The sequence below is a fragment of the Metabacillus sp. KUDC1714 genome, assembly GCF_014217835.1.
GTDB classification, from domain to species: Bacteria; Bacillota; Bacilli; order Bacillales; family Bacillaceae; genus Metabacillus; species Metabacillus rhizosphaerae.
In genome coordinates, this window is sequence record NZ_CP055263.1 from 3,898,844 (window position 1) to 3,920,148 (window position 21,305).

General features: G+C 35.2%; 14 protein-coding genes and 1 riboswitch. Of the genes, 11 read left to right on the forward strand and 3 right to left on the reverse strand.

The features are described from left to right. Positions 1-155: 155 nt before the first annotated feature. From HUW50_RS17920 to HUW50_RS17950, 7 genes are all read left to right on the forward strand, one after another. The gene (locus HUW50_RS17920) at positions 156-614 is read left to right on the forward strand and encodes a MarR family winged helix-turn-helix transcriptional regulator (protein WP_066331163.1); all 459 of its coding nucleotides are present in this window, start codon (positions 156-158) and stop codon (positions 612-614) included. Between the two features lie 196 nt (positions 615-810). Continuing rightward, a complete protein-coding gene (locus HUW50_RS17925) occupies positions 811-1,821 on the forward strand; it encodes a LacI family DNA-binding transcriptional regulator (protein WP_066331160.1) in 1,011 nt (336 codons plus the stop codon). A gap of 196 nt (positions 1,822-2,017) precedes the next feature. Next, the gene (locus HUW50_RS17930) at positions 2,018-3,259 is read left to right on the forward strand and encodes an ABC transporter substrate-binding protein (protein ID WP_066331157.1); all 1,242 of its coding nucleotides are present in this window, start codon (positions 2,018-2,020) and stop codon (positions 3,257-3,259) included. Positions 3,260-3,473: 214 nt separating this feature from the next. Further along, positions 3,474-4,337, forward strand: coding sequence for a carbohydrate ABC transporter permease (locus tag HUW50_RS17935; protein WP_066331148.1), 864 nt, complete (start codon positions 3,474-3,476; stop codon positions 4,335-4,337). A 2-nt stretch (positions 4,338-4,339) separates the two neighbouring features. Next, positions 4,340-5,158 carry a carbohydrate ABC transporter permease gene (locus HUW50_RS17940; protein WP_066331654.1) on the forward strand — a complete coding sequence of 273 codons (819 nt, stop codon included), beginning with the start codon at positions 4,340-4,342 and terminating at the stop codon, positions 5,156-5,158. A 165-nt stretch (positions 5,159-5,323) separates the two neighbouring features. Continuing rightward, a complete protein-coding gene (locus HUW50_RS17945) occupies positions 5,324-7,006 on the forward strand; it encodes a glycoside hydrolase family 13 protein (protein ID WP_185653083.1) in 1,683 nt (560 codons plus the stop codon). Positions 7,007-7,082: 76 nt separating this feature from the next. Further along, a complete protein-coding gene (locus HUW50_RS17950; protein WP_066331652.1) occupies positions 7,083-8,720 on the forward strand; it encodes a glycoside hydrolase family 13 protein in 1,638 nt (545 codons plus the stop codon). A 25-nt stretch (positions 8,721-8,745) separates the two neighbouring features. Here the strand turns inward: HUW50_RS17950 and HUW50_RS17955 are convergent, their stop codons facing one another. After that, positions 8,746-10,569 carry a DNA ligase D gene (locus tag HUW50_RS17955; RefSeq protein WP_232329024.1) on the reverse strand — a complete coding sequence of 608 codons (1,824 nt, stop codon included), beginning with the start codon at positions 10,567-10,569 and terminating at the stop codon, positions 8,746-8,748. Positions 10,570-10,656: 87 nt separating this feature from the next. Here HUW50_RS17955 and HUW50_RS17960 point away from each other — a divergent pair, with 87 nt between their 5' ends. Together HUW50_RS17960 and pulA are read left to right on the forward strand one after the other, a co-directional pair. Then, positions 10,657-11,178 carry a D-glycero-alpha-D-manno-heptose-1,7-bisphosphate 7-phosphatase gene (locus HUW50_RS17960; protein ID WP_066331136.1) on the forward strand — a complete coding sequence of 174 codons (522 nt, stop codon included), beginning with the start codon at positions 10,657-10,659 and terminating at the stop codon, positions 11,176-11,178. 190 nt (positions 11,179-11,368) lie between these two features. Continuing rightward, positions 11,369-16,993, forward strand: a complete 5,625-nt coding sequence (pulA, locus tag HUW50_RS17965) for a type I pullulanase (protein WP_066331133.1) — start codon at positions 11,369-11,371, stop codon at positions 16,991-16,993. 239 nt (positions 16,994-17,232) lie between these two features. Here pulA and ku read toward each other — a convergent pair whose 3' ends face one another. Both ku and HUW50_RS17975 read right to left on the reverse strand, forming a co-directional pair. After that, complete coding sequence (gene ku / locus HUW50_RS17970; protein ID WP_066331129.1) at positions 17,233-18,147, reverse strand: non-homologous end joining protein Ku; 915 nt, start codon at positions 18,145-18,147, stop codon at positions 17,233-17,235. Positions 18,148-18,499: 352 nt separating this feature from the next. Continuing rightward, positions 18,500-19,279, reverse strand: a complete 780-nt coding sequence (locus tag HUW50_RS17975) for an undecaprenyl-diphosphate phosphatase (protein WP_185653084.1) — start codon at positions 19,277-19,279, stop codon at positions 18,500-18,502. Between the two features lie 182 nt (positions 19,280-19,461). On the opposite strand from HUW50_RS17975, the gene HUW50_RS17980 reads away from it, so the two are divergent. Together HUW50_RS17980 and HUW50_RS17985 are read left to right on the forward strand one after the other, a co-directional pair. After that, on the forward strand, positions 19,462-20,073 hold the full coding sequence (locus tag HUW50_RS17980; protein WP_066331123.1) for a DedA family protein: 612 nt from the start codon (positions 19,462-19,464) through the stop codon (positions 20,071-20,073). A gap of 137 nt (positions 20,074-20,210) precedes the next feature. After that, positions 20,211-20,322: riboswitch (yybP-ykoY riboswitch) on the forward strand. A gap of 98 nt (positions 20,323-20,420) precedes the next feature. Then, the gene (locus HUW50_RS17985) at positions 20,421-21,215 is read left to right on the forward strand and encodes a TerC family protein (RefSeq protein WP_066331120.1); all 795 of its coding nucleotides are present in this window, start codon (positions 20,421-20,423) and stop codon (positions 21,213-21,215) included. Positions 21,216-21,305 lie beyond the last annotated feature (90 nt).

Sequence of the window (21,305 nt, forward strand, 5' to 3'; positions counted from 1 at the left end):
TTTATAGTATTTATTTATTTTCAAGTTATTATTGGTAAAAACCTTCAAATATTATTAAAATCATAGTAAAATTAAGATTCCACTATATAATTTTTATGTTTTTAATGAAGGAAAAGCTTATTTATGGTTAATTTTGAATATAAGAGGGCGATGGGATGAGATCATACACGGAAGAAGAGTTACAGAGTGCATTAGATTTGTTTCGAATTTTTGCAAGGGCTTTCAAAAGTGTTTCAGAGCATTCAATTCGTGATAGCAAGGAACACGGATTTAACCCAACGGAATTCGCTGTATTGGAATTGCTTTTTACAAGGGGACCACAAAAGTTACAGCAGATTGGGTCGAGATTATTATTAGTTAGTGGAAATGTAACGTATGTCATTGATAAGCTTGAAAAGAATGAATTTATTTACCGGGAGCAAGATCCTAAGGATAAACGCTCTGTTTATGCGAAATTAACAGATAAAGGACAGAAATACTTGGATGAAATATATCCAATACATGCTATTCGCATAGCCCGTGCATTTTCTGGTCTCTCTGCAGAAGAGCAGGAAGAATTGAAAGCGCTATTAAAAAAAGCAGGCGTACATAGTCAGCATTTGCTATTTAGATAGAATAGCATTAGAAAAGATTAAAATTTTTATTAGGTGACTCATATTGGGTCACTCTTTTTTTCGTTGTAATAATGTGAAGGGTAGGACGAAAGTTTGAGAAATAGTCCACAAAATGAAAAAAAAGTGTTGAAAAGGTTTTCTTTGAATGATAATATATCAACGTAAACGTTTTCCTAAGTTAGAAAGTAGGTAACTCATGACTTTTACTATTAAGGATGTTGCAAAGCTAGCAAATGTATCCATTGCAACGGTATCAAGAATTATTAATAACCAAACTGGTTATTCAGAAAAAACGAAAAAGAAAGTCCTCGAAGCTATTGAGGAATTGGGCTATGAGCCAAATGCTGTAGCAAGAGGCTTAATCAATAAACGGACACATACAATTGGGGTGCTGTTTCCAAAGTTATCAAGTACGTTAGTAACAGACCTGTTAAGTGGAATAGAAAAAGCTACACATGATGCAGGGTCAAGTGTCATTGTTTGCCATACAGAATCAAATGGTGAGAAAACAATGAAGTACCTCCAGTTGTTAAATGAAAAACGTATTGATGGCATTATTTTCACTAGTGCACCATTACTAGAAGAATATTATCAATATATTAAGAAAATGAATGTCCCGATGGTCCTATTATCGACAGAAACTTATGCGCATCCCGTTCCGTATGTAAAGGTTAATGACAGACATGCAGCCTATACAGCTACACAATTTTTAATAAATAAAGGCCACGAAAAAATAGGAATGATTAGTGGGAATAAAGATGATATTATTTCAGGAAAACCAAGGATAGATGGTTATATAAGTGCACTTCAAGATCATAACCTACCAATAGATGAAAAGAAAATCATATATAATAGAGGATTTAGCTTTTACGATGGAATGGATAGTTTAAAGACCTTATTGAAACAGGCTCCTGATCTAACGGCTGTTTTTGCTGCAAGTGATGAATTAGCAATTGGAGCAATTTCTTCAGCATATCAACTAGGAATAAAGGTACCAGACGAATTATCGATAATTGGTTATGATAATTTAAGTATTGCTGAAATGTCAGTACCCCCTTTAACAACTGTTGCACAGCCACTCACAGAAATGGGAGAAATGGCTGCTAATATGCTATTTGAGATGTTGAATTCTGATAAATTAATCGAAAGTAGAATAATGCCACATAAAATTGTTGAGAGGAAAAGTGTAAGAGATAAGGAGGTATAATTTTTTTTGAACGATTACGTAAACGTTTACTGATATATTATAAAAAACTAAGAATGAATGTAAGTAAGAATTTTTTTAATACAATGAGTAAACGTTTACCTTAATGCTTTAAAATATTTATAAAATGATTAAAACCGTAAATGTTTACGCAACATAACTAACAAATAATTAAATACCAATTTTAGGGGGAATCGCAATGTTGAAAAAAGTAACAGCAAGTATCCTTAGCCTTGCATTAGGAACTACCATTCTAGCCGGATGTGGTGGTAATGAAGGTGGCGGTGCTGAAGATGGAAAAGTAACATTAGAACTTTTCTCAAACAAAGCCGAAAGTATTGATACCTACAAGGGAATTATTGCAGAATTTGAGGAACAAAACCCTGATATTAAAATTAAACTTGATGCACCTCCAGAGGCAGAAACAGTATTGAAGACTCGCTTAACGAAAAACGACCTGCCAGACATCATGTCAATTGGTGGTAATGCCACATATGGCGAATTAGGTCGTGCTGGAGTATTGCATGACTTCACAGACTCAGAATTACTAAAATCAATTCAACCTTCGTATGTTGATATGATTGGCCGCTTAGTTGGTACTGAAGAAGAAGGTGTATTCGGACTTCCATATGCAACTAATGCCAATACAGTTATTTACAACAAGCAAAAGTTTGAAGAATTAGGTTTGGAGGTTCCTAAGACTTGGGACGAGTTTATTGCAATATTAGACAAAGCTAAAGCAGCTGGAGAGATTCCAATTTACTTTACCTTAAAAGATGCTTGGACTGGAATGATTTCTTGGAATTCACTTGGTGCAAATATTGCCGGTGAAGATTTTGCTGAAAAGAAAACTGCTGGTGATACAACGTTTGTTAAAAGCTATGACGAAGTAGCAGACAAAATGCTAACCCTTACAGAATACGGTCATAAAGACAATATGGGTGTAGCATATGGGGATGGTAATAATGCATTTGCTAGTGGAAAGGGTGTTATGTATATCCAAGGAAACTGGGCAATTCCTGAAATTGTTAAAGCTAGTCCAGATATTGAACTTGGAACTTTCGCTATGCCTGTAACGAATGATCCTGCTCAAAATAAACTTGTTTCTGGTGTAGATGTATTACTAACTATGAGTGAAGAAACAGATCATAAAGAGGAAGCAATGAAATTTATTGAATTTATGATGAATAAAGACACGTCAAAACGTTATATTGACGAACAAAAAGCATTCTCAGCTATTGAAGAAGTATTCCAAGAAGATCCTGTATTTGAAGGTATTAAAACAAACTTTGAAACCGGAGCTATTACAAGCTTCCCAGATCATTACTATCCAGCAGGTATGGGTGCTGAAAATCTTGTTCAAGAATTCTTAATTGAAAAGAAAAAAGAACCATTCTTGAAAAAGCTTGATAGTGAATGGGAAAAAGTACAAAATCGTTAAAAATAGTTGATGGAAAGGGCATCTACTGTGGTGCCCCTTCCTAATTAAAGTCTTAGTAATCACAATATAGCCTAGTTCTTTGATGTATAAGCCACTCCTTAATTAAAGGTTTAAACGGTAAAAGAATTACCTTTTATTAAGAAGCGTCTTATGCATAACAGAGCATTAAAAGGGCAATAGATGTGATTTACATGCTCAAAAGGAGAGGTAAAAAATGAAAAAGAAAAATTCCGTATATATGCTTATAGCAATACCTGCGTTTATCCTTTTCTTCATCTTCCATACGTATCCCACTCTCCAAGGGATTTTCTACAGTTTTACAGATTGGAAAGGATATGGGGATTGGAGTTTTGTTGGTATAAAAAATTATTTAAATGTTTTTAAGGATGAGCGGGCTTTAGATGCATATGGATTTACCTTTAAATTCGCAATTATTTCTACAATTTTGGTTAATATTTTCAGCCTACTTGTAGCTATGGGTCTAAATGGAAAGATTAAATTTCAAAAGACACTTCGTGCAATTTATTTTCTTCCATATATATTAAGTATTTTAATCGTCGGATTTATTTTCAACTTTATTTTTACTCATTTTCTTCCTGGAATTGGAGAGAGTCTTGGAATAGAATTCCTATCAAAAAATATATTAGGAGACCCAAAGCTTGCATGGCTTGGTATCGTCCTTGTAGCAGTTTGGCAATCGGTAGCCTTTAATACTATTCTCTATTTAGCAGGACTTGTCACAATCTCTGAAGACATTTATGAAGCTGCAAGTATAGATGGGGCTGGAGTTTGGACAAAGTTCTGGAAGATCACGTTCCCACTAATTGCCCCTTTCTTCACTATTAACATGGTATTAGCGATGAAAGGCTTTTTAATGGTATTTGACCAAATCGTTGCTCTTACTGGAGGAGGACCTGGTAAATCAACAGAATCAATCTCACTATTAATTTATCGTGGCGGTTTTGAAGGTGGAGAATTTGCTTATCAGTCTGCAAATGCAGTTATTTACTTCATCGTGATTGTTGTCATTTCAATTATTCAACTTAAATTCTTAGAAAAACGAGAGGTGGAAAACTAATGATCAACAAAAAAACAAACTGGCCTGTTACCACTCTCTTAATTGTCGGGACTTTACTAATTTTAATACCTTTGTATTTAACGATTACTATTGCTTTTAAAACACCACAAGAGATGGCAGGGAATTTACTAGCCCTTCCGAAATCATGGTCATTTGATAACTTTACACAAGCAATTGAAATGACAAATTTCTTTAGTGCTCTTGGAAACACAGTATTTGTTACTGTCTTTGTTGTCATTTTTACAGTACTTACAAATTCATTAGTGGCATATGCAATTGCTCGTAATATGCATAAAAAGGCATATAAATTCTTATTTTATTATTTTGTAAGTGCTATGTTTATTCCTTTCCCAATCATCATGTTACCAATTGTAAAACAAACGGCAGCTTGGGGAATGGATAATCTTGTTGGTCTAATTATTCTATATGTAGTGTTCAATCTATCATTTAATACATTTATTTATGTAGGGTATATTCGCTCTATTCCTAAAGAGTTAGAAGAAGCAGCTGTTATTGATGGTGCAAGCACATGGGGGGTATTCTGGAGAGTCATTTTCCCATTATTAGCACCTATGAATGCAACTGTCGCAATTATTACATGTTTAGGTGCTTGGAATGACTTTATGCTTCCACTCGTCATGCTGAGTGATCGAGACATGGCCACATTGCCATTAGTTCAATACATTTTCCAATCACAATTTAGTACAGACTATAACCTAGCCTTTGCTTCATATTTAATGGCCTTAGCACCAATGATTATCGTATACATCTTTGCACAAAAATGGATTATTAGTGGTGTTATGAAAGGCTCGATAAAATAAATGGGGACAGTCCCCAAAAGTCTTAGAATTAACGAGAAATGCATATTAATCCATTTTAAATTAAGAGAATAAATCAAATGGGGACAGTCCCCAAAAAGGTACCTTAAGTCAAAGTGAGATGACTAAAGTGTAAATTAGGGACTGTCCCCAAAGGAGTGTACAGTTATGAACAAAACATGGTGGAAAGAAAGTGTTATTTATCAAATTTATCCTAGAAGCTTTAATGATAGTAATGGTGATGGGATTGGTGATTTAAAGGGGATTACAGAAAAGCTTGATTACTTAAAGGATCTTGGAATTAATGTAATCTGGCTTTCTCCTGTTTATCAATCCCCAAATGATGATAATGGCTATGATATCAGTGACTATCAGGATATTATGGATGAGTTCGGTACAATGAAGGATTGGGAAGAACTATTACAGGAAGTTCATAACCGCGGAATGAAGCTTATTATGGATTTAGTTGTTAATCATTCTTCTGATGAGCATGCATGGTTTGTTGAATCAAGAAAATCTAAGGATAATCAATACCGTGACTACTATATTTGGCGCCCTGGTATAGACGGTCGTGAACCAAATAACTGGGAATCGGCATTTAGTGGTTCTACATGGCAATATGATGAAGCAACAGATGAGTATTTTTTACATATTTTTAGCAAAAAGCAACCTGATCTAAACTGGGAGAACCCAAAGCTTCGCGATGAAGTATACAAAATGATGACATGGTGGCTAGATAAAGGAATTGATGGCTTCCGAATGGATGTTATCAACTTCATTTCAAAGGTACCAGGGTTACCCGATGCACCTAACCCAGAAGGGAAGAAATATGCATCAGGTGGAGAATACTTTATGAATGGACCGCGTATTCATGAATTCTTGCATGAAATGAATAAGGAAGTTCTTTCAAAATATGACATCATCACAGTTGGTGAAATGCCAGGGGCCTCTGTTGAAGACGCAAAGCTTTATACTGGTCATGAACGCGAAGAATTAAACATGGTATTCACTTTTGAACATATGGACCTTGATTCAGGACCGAAAGGAAAATGGGATTTAAAGAAACTTAATTTACTTGATCTAAAGGAAAATATCTCAAAATGGCAAACCGGATTAAATGGAGTGGGCTGGAACAGCTTATACTTAAATAATCATGATCAGCCGCGAATGGTTTCACGCTTTGGGGATGATAAAGAATACCGTGTTGAATCAGCAAAAATGCTTGTTACGTTCCTTCATATGCTACAAGGTACTCCATATGTGTACCAAGGTGAAGAAATTGGAATGACGAATGTTCGCTTTGATTCGATTGATGACTATAAAGATATTGAAATTATTAATATGTATAAAGAAAAAGTTATTGAAGGCAAAGAAGATCCGGCAAAAGTAATGGAATCGATATATGTAAAAGGTCGAGATAATGCAAGAACACCATTCCAATGGGATGATAGTGAAAATGCAGGATTTACGAGTGGTGAGCCTTGGATTAAGGTAAATCCAAATTACAAAGAAATAAATGCAAAACAGGCTGTTGCGGATCAAAATTCTATCTTTAACTACTACAAGAACATCATTCAGCTAAGAAAAAATCACCCAATTATCGTTTATGGTGATTACGAGCTTATTTTACCAGAACATGAATCAATTTTTGCCTATACACGTTCATACGAAAATGAAAAGTTGTTGGTGATTACGAACTTTAGCGGTGATGCAACTCCATTTAGCCTACCTGGTAATGTGACAATCTCTGCTCCAGAACTTTTGATTAGCAATTATGATGTACCTCAAAATGAAGACATCCTTTCATTTAAATTACGTCCGTATGAAGCAAGGATTTATAAAAGCAAATAATTTTTATCAATGCAGATCATTCTTATGATCTGCATTATTATTAACAAATATTTTAGTAAGGATGGTTTAAAAAATGATTAAAAAAACATGGTGGAAAGAAGCGGTTGTCTATCAAGTATATTGGCGTAGCTTTTATGATTCTGATGGTGATGGGTATGGTGATTTACAAGGGGTTCTTGAAAAGTTAGATTATATTAAGAAGCTTGGAATTGATGTCATTTGGTTAAATCCATTTTATGAATCTCCAGATCGTGATAATGGTTATGATATTTCAAATTATTATGAAATTATGGATAAAGCTGGTGATATGGAGATTTTTAAAAAATTAGTAAGTGAGATCCATAGTCGTGGAATGAAGGTAATAATGGATTTAGTTGTTAACCATACTTCTGATCAACATCCTTGGTTTATCGAATCTAAATCTTCGAAAGATAATCCGAAGCGTAATTGGTATATTTGGCAAGATCCAAGGAACGGGAAAGAACCAAATAATTGGCGTTCTTACTTCGCACCATCAGCATGGGAATATGATGAAAAAACTAAACAATATTATTTTCATTCTTTTGCAGTAGAGCAGCCTGATTTAAATTGGCAAAATCCTGAGCTTCGTCAAGAAATCTATACGATGATGCGTTTTTGGCTAGATATGGGAATTGACGGATTTCGAATGGACGTCATTAATTTGTTAGCTAAGCAACAGGCCTTCCCAGATGCAGAAGACCCGGCTAATATTAGCTATCTTGCAAATAATCCTGGTATTCATGAATATCTTCAAGATATGAACAGAGAGGTTTTACAGCATTATGGTGGTATGACAGTTGGGGAAATTCCATTTGTTACGCCAGAGGAAGGCCTTTTATATGTTGGCGAAGATCGAAATGAGCTTAACACTTTGTTTCATTTCCAAGTAGCCGATGAAATGACAACATGGGATATGCTCAGATTTAAAGAAATTCAAAACCTTTGGTATCAAGGTTTAAAGGGTAAAGGTTGGAACTCTCAGTTTTTAAATAACCACGATCATACGAGACAAGTGACTCGATATGGAAATGACTCAGCATACCGAATTGAATCAGCAAAACTATTAGCGACAATGATTCATACACTTCCGGGAACTCCGTATATTTACCAAGGTGAGGAGATTGGGATGACAGGTGTACGCTTTGACTCAATAGATGATTATAATGATATTGCAATGAAAAATAAATACAAAGAAGAAGTGGGGAAAGGGAGAGATCCTAAAGAGGTGTTTGATAGTCTTCTCCTATTAAGCCGTGACAATTCAAGAACACCTATGCAGTGGAGTAATCAAAATCAGGCTGGTTTTACAAATGGAACTCCATGGATTAAAGTAAACCCTAATTATATAGATATAAATGTAGAAGAAGCTTTAAAGGATCCAAACTCAGTTTTCTATTACTATCAAAAGCTTATTACTTTAAGGAAGAAGCATGATGTAATGGTCTATGGAGATTTCACAGATTTAACAGCAGGAGATGAACACCTGTATGTTTATACTCGGACCTTAAATGAAACGACCTGGCTTATCGTATTGAACCACTCAAATGAACCACGAGAGTACTTTTTACAAAAAGAACATCAAGCTACAACAAAAGAATTAATCATAGCTAACTATGATATTGATGAACTGGAGTTAGGTGCTTCATTCATTATGCAGCCTCATGAAGCACGTATTTATAAAATAAAGCGATAGATACTAAGGGTCTAAAACCAACTAATTAAGTTGGAGTTAGACCCTTTATTAATGTTTGCAATGTTTCATCTTGAGGGGAAGAAAAGTATTCATGAAATGGACATCCAATTGAATTAGCTCGCTTTAGTACATTTTCGATCGTAAATTGATCTACAGAAAGGCTGTCGTTTACTTCTGACCAATCTAATGGAGCGGCAATGTAGGCTCCTTCTTTTTTGCCACGTAGGGAATAGGGTGCAATAATTGTTTTCCCCTCTGCGTGTTGAATATAATCGACATACAATCGATTACCTCGATTTTTTTTCATGCGTTCAATTGTAAAATCATCTGGAAAGCTTGTCACTAAAAACTCGGCAATGAAGGCAGTAAAGACTCTCGTTTCATCATAACTTAGCGAATTTTTTGATAGCGGGATATGAATTTGTAATCCTTTGTTACCTGAAAGCTTAGGAAATGTTTTTAAACCAAATTGATCAAATATCTTTTTCATTTCTGTTGCTGCTTTAATGGCAAGCGAAAAATACTCCTTTGAAGGTGGGTCTAGATCAAATACAATTTCTGTTGGATATTCTGTGTCAATTGTTTGAAAGGGGATATGATATTCAAATGCCAATTGATTGCCTAACCACAGTAATGTAGATAAATCATTGCAAATAATATATTCAATATCCTCATGCTTTTTTGTTTTGATAAAGCTTGGCGTATAATCTGGTCGATTTTTTTGATAAAAAGCTTCACCAAACATCCCGTGTGGAAAGCGGATAACGGTTAACAGACGGTTTTTTAAAAAAGGAAGCATAAGCGGTGATATTTGATAAAGATAACTTAAAAATTGTTCTTTTTTTATGTCCATTGTTTCCCAAAGTGGTTTATCAGGGTGTGTAAATATAACTTCCTCATGAATAGGTGCAGTTGATAATAGAAGCTGATCCCATGTGCACTCTCCTGGGTGTTTATCAAATCGAAATGAACTAAATGATGGCTCACGCAACTGTTCCTTATAAAGAGATAAAAATTGTAATTCAACAACAATAGCCGGATCAATCTCTACAAAGCTTGGTGTTTCAGAGCGTTTGTTTTCCTTCACAATCTTAATTAATGCTTCACGTTCTTCGCTAGAGATTCCGTGAGAAAAAACTCCAACCTGAATAATTTCTTCACTTTTTAAAACAGCCACATGAAAATACCCATTTTGCTTATCATAACCAGAAATAAAAAGACTGGCATGTTTATAATTTTTTACCTTTAGCCATTGTTTTGTGCGGACACCACTTTCCCACTTGCTTTTTAACTGTTTTGCAATTATTCCTTCACCATCATCAAGCCTCATTTCTTTCCATAAATCAGTATATTGCGGTGTATATGGAACATACTGTAAAAGATTGGAGAGTGAGGGATCCACGATCGGTTTGAGGTTCAATGCCTTGAAAAGCTTTTGAAGCTGCTCCTTTCTTGTTACTAACGGTTCATTTTGTATAGATTTACCGTTAAATTCAAGTAGATCAAAAGCTAAATATCTACAAGGAAATTGGGTTGCAGCCTCACTTATTTTCTCTTTGTTTTTTAACCTCCCTCTAATCTGCAATTGTTCAAAATCAGAAAAATGTTTTGAAGTCAGATAAACAATTTCACCATCAAGCGTAAGTGGTAAAAAAGGTTCTAACTTTTGATGAAGTTGTTGGATTTCTGCTAAGATTTCTGGAAATGTATGATTTAAAGGCTTTTCGTTCCTGCTTATTATGTCAAAAGTTTGATTAGTGATGGTAAGAATGGCACGGAATCCATCGTATTTTGTCTCATATACCCAATCAGCACCTTTAGGGATTTCACTATGTAAAGTTGGTAGCATTGGTTTCACTATCAAATCTCCCTTCATCAAATGTCTTACTTATAATATGGGCAGTTAATTAAGAATAATGAAAGGATGTTTAGAATTTTGAATAGAGCTGTTTTTCTTGATCGCGATGGTGTAATAAATGAAGTGCTAAGTAAAAGAGTTAAATTTGTTAATAAACCAGAGCAAATGTTTTTGCTTGAAGGTGTTGGAGAGGGGATTAAATTATTAAATGATGCTGGATTTTTAGTGTTTGTAGTGACTAATCAAGGTGGTATTGGTCTAGGGTTTATGAAGGAAGTGATGCTTGTTAAAGTACATGAAAAAATGAAAAATGATATCGCAGAGTACGGAGGGAAAATTGACGATATTATTTATTGTCCACACAAACCTCATGCTGGTTGTGCCTGTCGTAAACCAGAACCTGAAATGCTACATAGACTTGCAAAAAAGCATCAAGTTTCTCTAAAGGAGAGTTTCATGGTTGGTGATCGTGACGTTGACATATTAGCAGGAAGACAGGCTGGAACAAAAACGATATTAATTGGAGATAATGAAGGATTAGCGGATTTTCAATTTCCATCATTGTATGAGGCTGCAAAATGGTTAACGAATGAAAAGTAGGGCTAATAGTCAAAATCCGTATATTGTACCATTGCGATAAATTTGTGAAAGTGATATTCTAAAAATGAATTCAATGGAAACGCTTACATAAATTAATTTATAAGATTTCTATATACAGAAATCTTGTTTATTTAACTTATTGTGCAAACGATTTCCTAAAATACTATAGTCAATGGGGAGGTTATGTAGATTGAGAAAGTTAAAAATGAAGGCGTTATCTAATTTAGTTATTATTACATTGGTTTTACAGGTTTTTTCGAGCTTTCTTTCTGCAAGCACTACAGCGATCGATTCGAATTCTGTTAGTAATGAGAATGATACACATAAAATCACTAGCCCAGTCATAAATGAAGATGGAAGTGTAACATTTAACTATGAAAGTAATGGGGAAAAAGCATTATATCTCATTGGTAATTTTGTAGATTGGGAGCTTACGAAAGCGATTGAAATGATAGAGAAGGAGGGCGTTTTTTCTGTAACGGTCCCTCACTTAGAAGCTGGGGAATACCAATATAAATTCGTACAAAACAATCTTTCTTGGGATGAATCAACTATAGATCCTGCAAATCCTAATACAGTAGATGGAAACTCAGTTTTTACAATTGAATCTCCTGAACCAGTGAAAGTTCAATCTGCATTAATGGATTCGTTAACTGAAATTTTAGTGACAACAAATAAAGCAGTAACTGATAAAACATTCAAAGTAATTGAGAAAGAGACTAATAAAATAGTAAAAACAACAACAACGGCTATTAGTGATAAAAAAGTAAAACTATCCTTAGCTGATGAGGAAAAAGTAGACGTTAGGAAGATCTATGAAGTAAAGATAGGAGACTCAGAACCAACAAAAGTCATAATGCGAGAGATTCTAAATGATGAAAGCTATTATTATGCAGGAGATGATTTGGGTTTTTCATATTCGCCAAAAAAAACGACATTTAAGCTATGGGCACCTACAGCTACAAAAGTTAGTCTAGCAATCTATGAAAATGCTGGAAAGTATGAAGGTGCATTTGTAATCGATCATACTGATGGTAAAGAAACAGATATGACGAGAGCTAGTAATGGTGTATGGTCATTACATGTAAAGGGAAATCTTAAAAACAAATATTATATGTATAAAGTAGAATTTGCAGATGGAAAAGTAAACTATGCAGTTGATCCATATGCACGTGCGACTTCTGCTAATGGTCAAAGAGCAGTGATCGTTGATTTAGACAAAACAGATCCAGCAGGGTTTGATCCACTAGAAAAACCACCAGTTACTTCACCAAATGATGCGATACTTTATGAATTACATGTAAGAGATTTTTCAATTGACGAACAATCTGGAATGAAAAATAAAGGGAAGTATTTGGCCTTTACTGAAAAGAGAACAACTGGACCTAACGGTGTAAAAACAGGTGTAGATTCCTTAAAACAATTGGGAGTAAATTATGTTCACTTACTACCAACTTATGACTTCGGCTCTGTAAATGAATTAACAGTTAATAACCCTAACTCACCAGATGCAAAATTTAATTGGGGGTATGACCCTGTTCACTTCAATGTACCAGAAGGCTCGTACTCAACCGATCCACAGGATCCAACTAGTAGAATTAAAGAGTATAAGAAAATGGTGCAATCTCTACATGATCAAGGGATTCGTGTTGTGATGGATGTTGTGTACAACCATACATACATGAATGAATCGACACAGCTGAAAGGTAGTTCACCATTTGATTCTATTGTCCCTGGCTACTATTATCGTACAGATGAGACTGGGAAAATCACGAATGGTTCAGGTACAGGAAATGAAGTTGCGTCTGAGAGACCAATGGTTCGTAAATACATTAAGGATTCTGTTCATTATTGGGCAACTGAATATGGGATTGATGGATACAGATTTGATTTGATGGGGTTAATCGATAAGCAAACGATGCAAGAAATTACAAAAGAACTAAAAAATCAAATTGATCCAAACTTTTTAATTTATGGGGAGCCTTGGACTGGCGGTACTTCAAGCTTGCCCCAATCATTACAAAACGTGAAAGGCTCCCAAAAGGATCAAGGCTACGCGGTATTTAATGATCACATTAGAGGGGCCATAAAAGGAGATAGCGACGGGGATGGAACTGGTTTTGCCACTGGTGCAACTAATAAAGAAGCTGAACTAGTTAAAGGTCTTCAAGGCTCGATCTATGACTTTACAAATCGTTCTTCTGAAAGCATTAATTATGTTACCGCACACGATAACTTAAACCTATGGGATAAGCTCATGCGGGTCGCAGGTATGGATGGAAATCATGATGATAAAAATTATGATCCACATGCTGTGATTACAGAAGAAAATACATTAAAAAATGAATGGGTAAAGCGAAGTCTTTTAGCAAATGGTATTGTCTTTACGTCACAAGGGATTCCTTTTTTACATGCAGGGGAGGAAATACTCAGAAGTAAGTACGGTGAACATAATAGCTATAAGAGCCCCGATCGAATTAATCAAATTCGTTGGGCATTAAAAGATGAGTATCAATCTGTTTTTAATTATTACCAAGGATTAATTACGTTAAGAAAAACACACCCTGCTTTTAAAATAGATTCAAAAGCTGCGATTGAAAAAAATCTAGAAGTTTTTAAACAGAATGAACAAATTGTTGCCTATCAGTTGAAGGATAATGCAAACAATGATCCATGGAAGAACATTGTAGTCATCTACAATGCCAATAAAACAGCGAAAGAAGTGTCACTACCTTCGAATCGTGAATGGAATGTCGTTGTAGATCATACAGCAGCAGGAGTTGAAACGATTCGAACAGTAAATAGCAATAAAGTTTCAATTGAAGGACTTTCGATGATGGTGCTATATGATCAAGCTGAAGCAGCATATAAGCCAGTTGCAACAAGTATTGAAGTCACTCCTCAGTCATTTGCAATAAACCCAGATGAATCAAAGTATTTGGCCGCTTATGTCAAAGATCAGAGGGGGAGAGTAATGCTAGGAGAAAAAATCAAATGGTCTTCTTCAAATAAAAAAGTTGTGACGGTTACAAATGGGAAAGTAACTGGTATTACAAAAGGTAAATCGACTATTACTGCAAAAGTAGGTAAAATAATCGAAGAAATAGAAGTAATAGTTGATAATTTAGCACCCGAACATATAACAATTTCAGGGAATAATTTCGTTTTTGAAACCTATTCTGCACAACTGTCTGCATTAGTAAAAGACCAATATCAACAAGACATGCTAGGGACAAAGGTAACATGGACATCATCGGATAAGACGATTGCAACAGTTGATAATACAGGAAAAGTCACGGGGATAAAACCAGGGATTGTTACAATAACGGCACAATCTGAAAATGCAATTGCTACATTAGAGATGACAATTAAAAAAAATGTAAAACGTTATGTACGGATTAAATATATAAGGCCAAATGGAGATTTCACTGGTGATTTTGGGGCATGGAATCTCTGGGTTTGGAACACAGGAGTAAAGAATGATCAAATAGATTTTGAATCAATCAAAGGTGACACAGCGATAGCAAATGTGGAAATCGCTCCTGAGACAGAATCAATAGGTTTTTTAGTACGAAAAGGAACGGATTGGAATACAGCAAAGATATCACCAGACAGTGATGATCATAATGTGCAAATTAATCGTGATGATATAATTACAAAAGTAACTGTTATAACAGGTGTTACAGGTCAAACAGTGGTACCGACTGTTACAGGTCCAGTTTTAGAGGGTGGTAATGTCACATTCTACTACAGAGATGAAGAGCTCTTCCAGGGGGAGAGCATGCATACAATTGATCAAGTTAAAATTAAAATCGATGGTAAAGAGTTCACAATGCAATACAGTGAACAGGATGAATACTTCTCTTATAAGCTTGAAGACTTAGCAGAAGGAACACATGAGTATAGCTTCTTAGTCACAAAGGGTGGTAAAACAACTGAGGTTACCGACCCGAAAAACACTAAAAATGAAAAGTCAACCATCACGTATAATCGCCCTGATCTAACAGTTGAAGCAAGTGTTTTGCCAAATGAATTTTCATCTGATGAAAATGCGGTACTTACCGTTAAAGCTTCATCAAATGAAAATGTAAACATTAAGGAAATGTTTGTAAACCTAGAACCATTAGGTGGCCGGGAAAAGGTTGAAATTGACCCTGAAGTAGGCGCTGTATCAATTGCTGTCAACGAAACAATATCAGCAGGTGAGAAGGAAGTCGACGTTACAGTAGTTGATGAGTATGGAAACAACCATACAAAATCAATTAAGGTAGCTATTATTCCAGAGAATACTGTTGGTGATGAATTAGATTTTGATTGGGATGAAGCACGAATTTATTTCATGCTAACAGACCGCTTTAAGGATGGAGATCCTTCTAACAATGGCGCAAACGAATATGATCGAAACCATGCTGAAGCATATCATGGTGGTGATTTTCAAGGGATTATTGACAAGTTAGACTATATCGATAACCTAGGAATCAATACAATTTGGATAACACCTATTGTGGATAATATTGACTTTAACAAAGGTCTCGATTTCACAACTGCAGAAGGTCTAGAAGCAAAACAATATGGCTATCACGGTTATTGGGCAAAGGACTTTACAGCATTAGATGAGCACTTAGGTGATATTGAAACATTTCAAGAGTTAATTGAAAAGGCTCATGACCGCGGCATGAAAATTATGTTAGATGTGGTTGTAAATCATGCGGGTTATGGTGTGAATGGAAAAATGAATGAAGCGTGGAAAGCTGATGCAGACAATCTCCCTACTGATGAGGAAGTCGCTAAATTGCAAGGTATGTTCAGAACGGTCGATGAAGATCCAACAGTCAGAGGTGAACTTGATCATCTTCCAGATTTTAAAACGGAAGATACTGTGGTCCGTGCGAAAATAATCGACTGGCAAACAGCATGGCTTGAAAAAGTAAGAACAGATCGCGGCGACACAATTGATTTTTTCCGAATTGACACGGTTAAGCATGTTGAAGATGCAACCTGGCAAGCATTGAAAAATGATTTAACTGGCATCGATCCTGATTTCAAAATGATTGGAGAATATTGGGGGGCAAGTGTTGCTAATGATGGCGGATATTTAGGAACTGGTCAAATGGATTCTCTTCTTGACTTTGATTTCAAAGAAAAAGCAAAAGCATTTGTAGATGGAAGCATCGATAGTGTCGAAACATATTTACAAGAACGCAACAACCAACTTAATAACACAGCAACATTAGGTCAATTTTTAAGCAGTCATGACCAAAATGGTTTTCTATCTGAATACGTGAATGGAGATGTAGGTAAATTAAAGGTTGCTTCAGCATTACAAATTACCTCGAAGGGTCAACCAGTTATTTACTATGGAGAAGAATTAGGTAGATCCGGTAAATCAGACTGGGAAAAAGAAGGTGAAACAGTATTACAATTTGGGCAAAATCGTGATGATATGCCATGGGGGCTACTTGAAACTGAAGATCCAAACGCAATGGCATTACACAAGCATTATTCAACATTACTAAACATTCGTGCTGAGTATTCCAAAGTTTTCTCAAAAGGTACTCGTGAAAAAGTAGCAGGTGGAGATGCTGAAGACTATTTAGTATTTAAAAGAAAATATGAAGAAGAGCAGGTTTTAGTTGGATTAAATGTAACAGATAGTGCAAAACAAGCTACATTTGTAGTAGACTTCCCCGCTAATACTAAGCTTAGAGATTTATACAATGAAAAAGAATATGTAGTAAACAGCAATAAGGAAGTAACAATTAATATACCAGCTGATGATAATGGTGGTACAGTTGTGCTTGCTACAATGAAGTGACGAAGATGAGCTAAGATTGAATGGGATTTAGAATTTATAATAGACCGACCTGGGAACTTTTCCAGTAACAGGACTAGTTATAAATGTTCTAAATTAATTCGGTCTTCAACCCGCTGGTACTAGTTTTAAATTAGTTAGTAGCTTGAGGAAATAGCTAATACGAGTGAAATATAATTTGTAGAGTAAACACGCTTAGAGACAGGAAATGCTGTTTTCTAAGCGTGTTTTAAGTGGATAACTTATGCCTTTTTACGGACTGTTTTCGTCTTCTTAGCAATTGTTTGACTTGGTGCTAGTGGCTGACCACCTTCATCACCAGCAGCTTTAGCTTGTGTTGCCTTTGGCTTTGCTGGTTTAGCAGGGTTTGCTTTTCCTTGTGGTTTTTTTGTTTTTTCAATACTTGCCTGTAGTGCGCTCATCAAGTCAACTACATTTTGTCTTGGTGCTGCTTCTGTAGGTGTTTTGCCTTCATCCTGATTTACTTTTCTTTCAATTAATTCTTGAAGTGCAAGTCGATAGTCATCCTTATATTTTTCAGGGTCAAAAGTTGTTGTAAGTTGATCAATTAACATGATGGCGGTTTCTAGCTCTTTACTGCCAACTTCGACCTGCTCAGGTACACTTGGAACTTCTTTCACATTTCTAACTTCATCTGGATAATGGACTGTTTCCATAACAATGCAATTCTCGTAAACACGAACCATTGCTAGTTGTTGTTTGGAGCGGATTGTTATTTGTGCCACACCGATTTTACCGGATTGATTTAATGCTTCACGTAATAATCCATATGCTTTTCCACCGTTTTCACCTGGTCCGATGAAATAAGAACGACTAAAGTAGATGGGATCAATCTCTTCCATTTTTACAAAATCAATGATTTCGACAGTCTTATCCTCATGCTCGTCCTTTAGTTCTTTAAGTTCTTCATCCGAAAGAACAACATATTTCCCTTTTACATATTCGTAACCCTTCACAATTTCTTCAGTCGAAATTTCTTCATCACAGTTAGGGCATTTTTTTTCATACTGAATCGGTGTATGGCATTTTTTATGAAGGGTTCTAAGTTTGATATCTTTATCTTCAGTTGCTGCATAAAGCTTTATTGGAATGTTTACCAGGCCGAAACTGATTGATCCTTTCCACATCGTATGCATAAAATTCCCTGCTTTCCATCGTATATTTTAAAATGCTGATTAGCTTGCACTGTTCAATCCACAATATTAGGAATGCTTTGCTAACATGGTAGTTAATTCATTGATTTGGCTTGAATACGACATACCCATTTTGTAAATAGCATAAGTAACTTTTTACCTTTTCATGTCTAGTAATACATACCAATAAAAAAGAGGCTGGGACATAACTAAATTGACCATTCTTAAAGCCGAATAATTTCTAATTTAATTAAGCGATATAAATAAAAAACCCAAACTATTACGAAACTCTAAATTAGAATTTCGCATGATAGTTCGGGTTTTTCTTTGGCTGAAATACTTTTGTCCCAGCCTCTTAAAAAATAGCTATTTTTTGCAAAAGAATAATGAATCCACCAAGTACCCATACATAAATCGCAAAAATTCTTAGGGACTGTCGCTTAACAAAAGAAATCATAAATTTAACTGCAATATATCCAAAAAAAGCAGAAGAAATGGTTGCAACAAGCATTGATAACAGGCTAATTTGTGGAACGTTCCCTGACATTACATCCTTCAGCTGAAAAATGACTCCACCAAAAATGGCGGGGATTGAAAGTAAAAAGGAAAAATAAGCAGCAGCTTCTTTGTCCATTTTTCTTATAAGCGCACCAACAATCGTCATACCAGACCTGGATATAGCTGGGAAAATTGCAAATGCCTGAAAGCTCCCAATAAAAAAAGAGTCAAAAAGAGAAAGGTCGTCTATCTTTTTTGCACCATTTTTAATTGAGTCAGCAAACCATAAAAATATTCCAGTTACGAGAAATTCCCAACCAATTGTTACACCTGTTTTTGAGATTTCATCAAAAAAGTCACTGAACAATACACCAGCAAATACAGCTGGAATTGTACCAACTACTAATAATGCTGTTATTCGACTAAATGGTTTTTTAATCAGCTTAATTATAATGTCCTTATAAAAAACAAGTAAGGCAATGAGTGTACCAATGTGAAGCATTGTATCTAAGTATATGCCTGCTTCCTCTAAACCGAAAAGCTTTCGTCCAATATAAAGGTGTCCTGTACTGCTAATTGGTATAAACTCCGTTAATCCCTGAATGATTCCTAAAATAATTGCTTGGAGCCAATCCATATTAATTCCTCCTAACAAAATGAATATGAAGTATGAAAGAAGTTCTCATCTAGGGAATTTTAAAAATGCCAGACCTAGTGTAGTTTTAACCTCGTTCCTTCATAAAAATGGTTGTCTGTATAAATGAATATGTGTATTATATAGGACGGTAGAACTTATTGAATGAAAATAGGTGATTATTTATGGAAGAGTTCATTTTATCAATCATAGAAAATTTTAAAGAGTTATCATATTTAGGAATTATGCTTGCATTAACGATTGAATTTGTGCCAGCAGAGCTTGTTTTACCTCTTGCAGGGTTTTGGGTATTTGAAGGAGATATGACCTTATGGGGGACTGTTTTAGCAGGAACAATCGGGGGCACTTTTGGTCCATTAACTCTATATGCAGTTGGAAGATTTGGAGGAAGACCATTTTTATTGAAATTTGGTAAGTTTGTTTTCATTAATGAAGAAAAACTAGCTAAGGCTGATACATTTTTTGAACGAAATGGAGCGATGGTTGCTTTTACCGCAAGATTTCTTCCAGGTGTAAGAACATTAATTTCGATTCCTTGTGGTATGGCTAAAATGAATGTTTGGGTGTTTTCAATCTATACCTTTTTAGCGATGTTTCCGATAACATTTATTTATGTTTACTTAGGTTTTAAGCTTGGAGAAAGATGGAAAGATGTTGCAGAATTAGCTAATTCCTATATACTACCGATTGGAGTTGGAGTTTTAGTCATTTTTCTACTATATAAATTCCTTTCAATAAGAAGGAAAAAATTAATTAACAAGAACATTGCTAATTAATAAAGGCACTTATCTAATGGTTTGTGCACTTCAACTTAGGCTAAGTAAGGCTTTTATCAAAACATCCTTAAATAAACTAAAGAAAAATCTGTTGACAAAGGTATCAACTTCAACATATGATAATAGTAACTTAATATTCTTCTTTCAAAGGGGAGTAGCGTTCAGGGTAATACCTGAAAACAAAGTCGTCATTTCATGGATTTTCTTCCATCGGCTTTGTTGGCATGAACGGATTTGTAATACATGCTCAGCAAGACCTTTGCCTACGTTGGCAAAGGTCTTTTTTTGTTGTCCTTTTGCTAACACAGGGTATAAGAAAAATAGCCTAAAGCATAGGAGGAGAAAAAATGGATGTAACATTATTGTTTGAGTATGGCTGGGTATTACTTGTTCTTGTCGCTCTTGAGGGCATATTAGCAGCTGATAATGCACTTGTTATGGCAGTGATGGTTAAGCATTTACCAGATGAAAAAAGGAAAAAAGCATTGTTTTATGGGCTTGCAGGTGCGTTTATTTTACGATTTGGTGCATTATTTTTAATTTCGTTTTTAGTAAACGTATGGCAGGTTCAGGCAATTGGTGCCGTTTATCTACTTTATATTTCGATCAATCATATAATAAAGAAATTTGTACTGAAAAAGCATGAGCATCAAAAAAAGGTAAAAAAAGAGTCTGGCTTCTGGGGAACAGTATTGAAAGTAGAATTAGCTGATTTGGCATTTGCTGTCGATTCTATTTTGGCGGCGGTTGCTTTAGCTGTAACATTACCAGCTACTAATCTTCCTGTCATTGGTGGGTTAGATGGTGGTCAATTCCTGATAATCCTAGCAGGAGGAATTATTGGAATTATCATTATGAGATTTGCTGCTACGTACTTTGTAAAACTTCTAAAGAAAAAACCAAATCTTGAAACAGCAGCTTTTGTCATTGTAGGTTGGGTTGGAGTTAAGCTAGCGTTGTATACGTTAGCACACCCAGAAATTGATCTAGTGTCTAAACATTTTATTGAATCAGCAACATGGAAACTGATTTTCTGGATTGTTCTTGCTGGAATTGCTATTGGCGGTTGGTTCTTATCGAAGGATGTAAACGTTGAAGATGAGACAGATCAACAATTAATGAAAAGGGTTGAAAACCAATAACGTGATTTAAAGACGTTTGATAGTAAATTATCAGACGTCTTTTTTTGTAAGAAAGTATTAAAAATTAGATTTTATGGAATATTCATACCT